Below are 657 nucleotides of genomic sequence, written 5' to 3'. Positions count from 1 at the left end.
GGCATGAAGGACTGGACGGCGGCCAGGACCGCGTAATCACCGCAGCCGGGGCACCAGCGCACCTCCTGGTCCGTCTTGAAGTCCTTCATCGACTGCTTGGTGTCGGACTTGGGGACCAACGACAGGGCCGCAAACCCCGGCGTGGGGTGGTCGGCGATGGTTGCCTCAGACATCTGCGCCCTCCTCCATGATGGCGTGAGCGAGCTGTTCGGCCTTGAACGGGAGGCCGGTGACCTGGTTGTACGAGCGGGCGTCCACCAGGTACTTCGCCCGCAGCAGGTGGGCGAGCTGGCCGAGGTTCATCTCGGGGACCACCACCTTGTCGTAACGCTTCAGAACCTCTCCGAGATTCCTCGGGAACGGGTTGAGGTGGCGCAGATGGGCCTGCGCGACCTGGCCGCCGCCGGCCCGGATCCGCCGTACCGCGGCGGTGATCGGACCGTACGTCGAGCCCCAGCCGATCACCAGGGTGCGGGCGTGCGGCTGTCCGTCGACGACGCTCGGGTCGTCGACCTCCAGGTCCGGTACGTCGATGCCGTCGATCTTCGCCTGGCGGGTGCGGACCATGAAGTCGTGGTTGGCCGGGTCGTAGGAGATGTTGCCCGTGCCGTCCTGCTTCTCGATACCGCCGATCCGGTGTTCGAGACCGGGGGTGCC

At 67.4% G+C, this 657-nt stretch carries 2 pseudogenes; both read right to left on the bottom strand.

Going from position 1 to position 657, the window contains the following annotated elements:
- A pseudogene (locus O3W51_RS48265) lies at window positions 1–173 on the bottom strand (2-oxoacid:ferredoxin oxidoreductase subunit beta); the annotation flags it as partial.
- Window positions 166–657 (bottom strand): annotated as a pseudogene (locus tag O3W51_RS48260) (2-oxoacid:acceptor oxidoreductase subunit alpha); the annotation flags it as partial. The pseudogenes O3W51_RS48260 and O3W51_RS48265, both read right to left, overlap by 8 nt.

This window comes from Streptomyces sp. H39-C1 (genome assembly GCF_027158125.1).
Taxonomy (GTDB): Bacteria; Actinomycetota; Actinomycetes; order Streptomycetales; family Streptomycetaceae; genus Actinacidiphila; species Actinacidiphila fildesensis.
The sequence above is the reverse complement of the archived record's forward strand: the minus strand, read 5'-3'. Positions and strand labels throughout refer to the sequence as shown.